The organism is Pusillimonas sp. (assembly GCF_044464525.1).
In the GTDB taxonomy this organism is placed as follows: domain Bacteria; phylum Pseudomonadota; class Gammaproteobacteria; order Burkholderiales; family Burkholderiaceae_B; genus Pusillimonas.
The window spans coordinates 1-3,967 of record NZ_JBIQLE010000062.1 but is presented as its reverse complement, the minus strand read 5'-3'; the positions used below and the strand labels follow the sequence as shown (position 1 = coordinate 3,967).

The window sequence follows — 3,967 nt, the reverse complement described above, 5'->3', positions numbered from 1 at the left end:
TGCCGAAACCGGGTGGAGGCGTCCATTCCATTGACCTCAGCGCTACGCGCTTCGGAGCTCACACAGCTTTCGCCGACTACCCCCGCGCTGCCTTCGGTAGCACGCGGCGCCGGCTGGACGTCCGGTTTTAAGCTCTCCCGCAGCCGCCGGCTAAGGTCATTTTAAACTCGGACTGCCTCTTTCCCGGCCACCATTACGGCACAACGCTAGGGTGAGGTGCGGGGTATATGCAGTGCGCCGTCCAGCGCGCGCCGCATTTTCTTGGCTTGGTCGGGATGAAGGTGCCCGCTTGTCCGAATCCCGAGCCGCGTAGCGGCGAGGTTGAGTTCGGACACCGCCCGACCAAGCCGAGAAAATGCGGGCAGCCCGGCCGAAGGACCGGGCCGCGTGATGCGGCGCACTGCATATACCCCGCATCTCGCCCGACCATAAGAACGGCAAAGCGGGGCCGCCGGATGCGGCCGATTTTTCCCTTCCCCGCAGGCACTGGCGCTTAAGAACCCAATCAACAACGCACCGCCATCAAGCATAGCTACAAAAAAACGCCCCGAAGGGCGTTTCTTGTACTGCGTACGGACTACGCCGCACCAAGCCTACTTTGCCGCGATGTCGCGCGGGGCTTCGCCTGTGTACAACTGGCGCGGACGACCAATCTTGTACTCGGGGTCGGAGATCATCTCGTTCCACTGTGCGATCCAGCCGACCGTGCGAGCCAAAGCAAAAATGGCTGTGAACATCGACGTGGGAATGCCAATGGCACGTTGGACGATGCCAGAGTAGAAGTCGACGTTCGGGTACAGCTTGCGCTCGACAAAGTACGGATCTTCCAGCGCGATACGCTCGAGCTCCATGGCCAGCTTGAAGAGCGGGTCGTCTTCCAGGCCCAGGGCCGAAAGCACCTCTTTGCAGGTTTCCTGCATGAGCTTCGCGCGCGGATCGTAGTTCTTGTAGACACGGTGGCCAAAGCCCATCAGGCGCACGCCCGAGTTCTTGTCCTTCACCTTTTCCATGAACTCGCCAACCTTGGCGACTCCGCCATTGGCCTGAAGGTCTTCGAGCATCTGCAGGCAGGCTTCGTTGGCGCCGCCGTGAGCAGGGCCCCAGAGGCATGCCACCCCGGCCGCAATGGCGGCGAAGGGATTCGTGCCGGACGAGCCGCACAAACGCACGGTGGAAGTGGAAGCGTTTTGCTCGTGGTCGGCGTGCAAGATGAAGATGCGGTCAAGCGCGCGCTCAACCACGTCATTGACTTCGTATTCTTCGCAAGGCGTGGCGAACATCATGCGCAGGAAATTGCCGGTGTACGACAGGTCGTTGCGCGGGTAGATGTAGGGCTGGCCCATTGAATACTTGTACGCCATGGCCACCAGCGTGGGCAGCTTGGCGATCAGGCGAATGGCGGAGATTTCACGATGGCGCGGGTTGGTGATGTCGGTGGCGTCATGATAGAACGCCGACATGGCGCCCACCAGGCCGGTAAGAACAGCCATTGGATGCGCATCGCGACGGAAACCGCGCAAGAACATCTGCATCTGCTCGTGGACCATGGTGTGGTTGGTGACCAATGCGTCGAATTCACGCTTCTGATCGGCGTTCGGCAACTCGCCGTTCAGGATCAGGTAGCTGACATCCATGAAGTCGCAGTTTTCTGCGAGCTGGTCAATGGGATAGCCACGGTACAGCAATTGGCCTTTATCACCGTCGATATAGGTGATGGCCGATTCGCACGAAGCTGTTGCCAGAAAGCCCGGGTCGTAGGTAAACATGCCCGTTTGACCATAAAGCTTGCGAATATCGATGACATCGGGACCGATGGTTCCCTGGTAGACGGGAAACTCAACAGAGTCGCTGCCATCGGAAAAAGACAAGGTGGCTTTTTTGTCTGAAAGTTGCATTTCAATCCTTAAGTTATCACAGCTTTCGCATTTGCTCGACCAGCCGGCGCAACTCGGGAATATCGTATTCTCCGGCGAGCTCGGTCCGGGCCAGCAACACATCAAGCAATTCGTTATCCCCCATCTCAAACAAGAGAGTCAGGGCATGCACATCGGCATCGGTAAGCTGGTCTTCAAACTGATCGAGAAACTTAGTGATGATCAGATCGTTTTCCAGCAAGCCGCGCCGGGCTCGCCAACGTAGGCGCGGACGGTCGATTTCCGACTGTTTTTTCATGGGGCTGTTGCCTTAGACAGTGCGACGGACCAGAAGCTCTTTGATCTGGCCGATAGCCTTCGCTGGGTTAAGCCCCTTGGGACAGACATCGGTACAGTTCATGATGGTGTGGCAACGGAACAGGCGGTAAGGATCCTCGAGGTTGTCGAGGCGCTCGGCTGTGGCTTCGTCACGGCTATCCACGATGAAACGGTAGGCTTGAAGCAAGCCGGCAGGGCCGACATATTTGTCGGGGTTCCACCAGAATGATGGACAAGCCGTCGAGCAGCAGGCACACAGGATGCACTCGTACAAGCCGTCGAGTTGCTCGCGCGCCTCGGGAGTTTGCAGACGCTCTTTCTCGGGCGGCGGCTGATCGTTGATCAGGAACGGCTTGATGGAGTGGTATTGATTGAAGAAGTGCGTCATGTCGACGATGAGGTCGCGCACGACAGGCAGGCCAGGCAGCGGCCGCAGCACGATGGGCTCGCTCAGCTCACGCAGGTTTGTGGTGCAGGCCAGCCCGTTCTTGCCATTGATGTTCATGGCATCGGAGCCGCACACACCCTCACGGCACGAGCGCCGCAACGCCAGGCTGTCGTCGACGTCGTGCTTGATGCGCGTGAGCGCGTCGAGCAGCATTTTGTCGTCGGGGTGCAGCTCGACTTCGAGCTTCTGCATGTAGGGACGCTCGTCCTTGTCAGGATCGTAGCGGTAGATTTCAAATTTGACGATACGTTTTTCGCTCATTTCTGTATCCTGCTTAGAAAGTCCGTGGCTTGGGTGGGAAGCTCTCGACCGTCAAGGGCTTCATTTGCACGGGCTTATATTCGAGACGCCGGCCTTCGGAGTACCACAACGAGTGAACGAGCCAGTTGACGTCGTCGCGCTCGGGGTGATCGTCGAGTGCGTGCGCGCCGCGGCTTTCGGTGCGGTTGGCGGCCGCCTTGGTGGTGGCCAGTGCGACTTCCTTCATGTTGGCCAGTTCAAGCGCCTCCATGCGAGCCGTATTCCAAACCTTGGACTTGTCCTTGAAGTACACGTTATCGCAACGCTCGGCGATGCGTTCCATGTCGGTTACGCCTTCGTTGAGCAACTGGAGCGTACGGAACACGCCGCAATGGTTCTGCATGCTATTACGCATGGCGTTGTGCACTTCGTAGACGTTTTCGCCCGAGCTGCGTTTTTCGAGCTCGTTGACGCGATCGATCGAGAAATCGATGGACGACTCGGGAATATCCTGGTGCGCGTGTTGACGCTCGGGATGAGACTCGACAATGTGGTTGCCCGCGGCACGGCCGAAGACGATAAGGTCGAGCAGCGAGTTGGTGCCCAGGCGGTTGGCGCCGTGCACCGACGTTGCCGCGCATTCCCCGACCGCGTACAAACCTTGTACAGGTACGTCTTCGTTGTTGCGCCAATCCATGACCTGGCCATAGATGTTGGTGGGCAGGCCCCCCATCTGATAGTGGATGGTGGGCACAACAGGAATCGGGTCTTTAATGGGATCGACGTTGCCGAACTTGATGGCGATTTCGCGAATCGACGGCAGGCGCTTCATGATGGTTTCGGCGCCGATGTGATCAAGCTTGAGCAGAATGTGGTCGCCGTTGGGGCCACAGCCACGGCCTTCTTTGATTTCCTGGTCCATCGAGCGCGAGACGAAGTCTCGGGGCGCAAGGTCTTTGAGCGTCGGGGCGTAGCGCTCCATGAAGCGCTCGCCGTCTTTATTAAGCAAAATGCCGCCCTCGCCGCGCACGCCCTCGGTGATGAGCACGCCCGCGCCGGCCACGCCGGTGGGGTGGAACTGCCAGAA

Annotated in this window: 4 protein-coding genes; all 4 read right to left on the bottom strand. The window is 58.9% G+C overall.

From position 1 onward, the window contains the following. Positions 1-593 precede the first annotated feature (593 nt). Positions 594-1,895, bottom strand: coding sequence for a citrate synthase (gltA, locus tag ACIY1O_RS17500; protein WP_397476369.1), 1,302 nt, complete (start codon positions 1,893-1,895; stop codon positions 594-596). 16 nt (positions 1,896-1,911) lie between these two features. Beyond that, entirely contained in the window at positions 1,912-2,172 is a 261-nt protein-coding gene (locus ACIY1O_RS17495; RefSeq protein WP_397476368.1) for an FAD assembly factor SdhE, read from the bottom strand. Between the two features lie 12 nt (positions 2,173-2,184). Further along, on the bottom strand, positions 2,185-2,901 hold the full coding sequence (locus tag ACIY1O_RS17490; RefSeq protein WP_397476367.1) for a succinate dehydrogenase iron-sulfur subunit: 717 nt from the start codon (positions 2,899-2,901) through the stop codon (positions 2,185-2,187). Between the two features lie 13 nt (positions 2,902-2,914). Continuing rightward, on the bottom strand, positions 2,915-3,967 hold a 1,053-nt coding region (locus tag ACIY1O_RS17485; RefSeq protein ID WP_397476366.1), incomplete at its 5' end, for an FAD-binding protein.

Excerpts from the sequence above, each read along its gene's own strand:
- ACIY1O_RS17495 (WP_397476368.1), bottom strand. The coding sequence starts at position 2,172 with ATGAAAAAACAGTCGGAAATCGACCGTCCGCGCCTACGTTGGCGAGCC.
- gltA (WP_397476369.1), bottom strand. The coding sequence starts at position 1,895 with ATGCAACTTTCAGACAAAAAAGCCACCTTGTCTTTTTCCGATGGCAGC.
- ACIY1O_RS17490 (WP_397476367.1), bottom strand. The coding sequence starts at position 2,901 with ATGAGCGAAAAACGTATCGTCAAATTTGAAATCTACCGCTACGATCCT.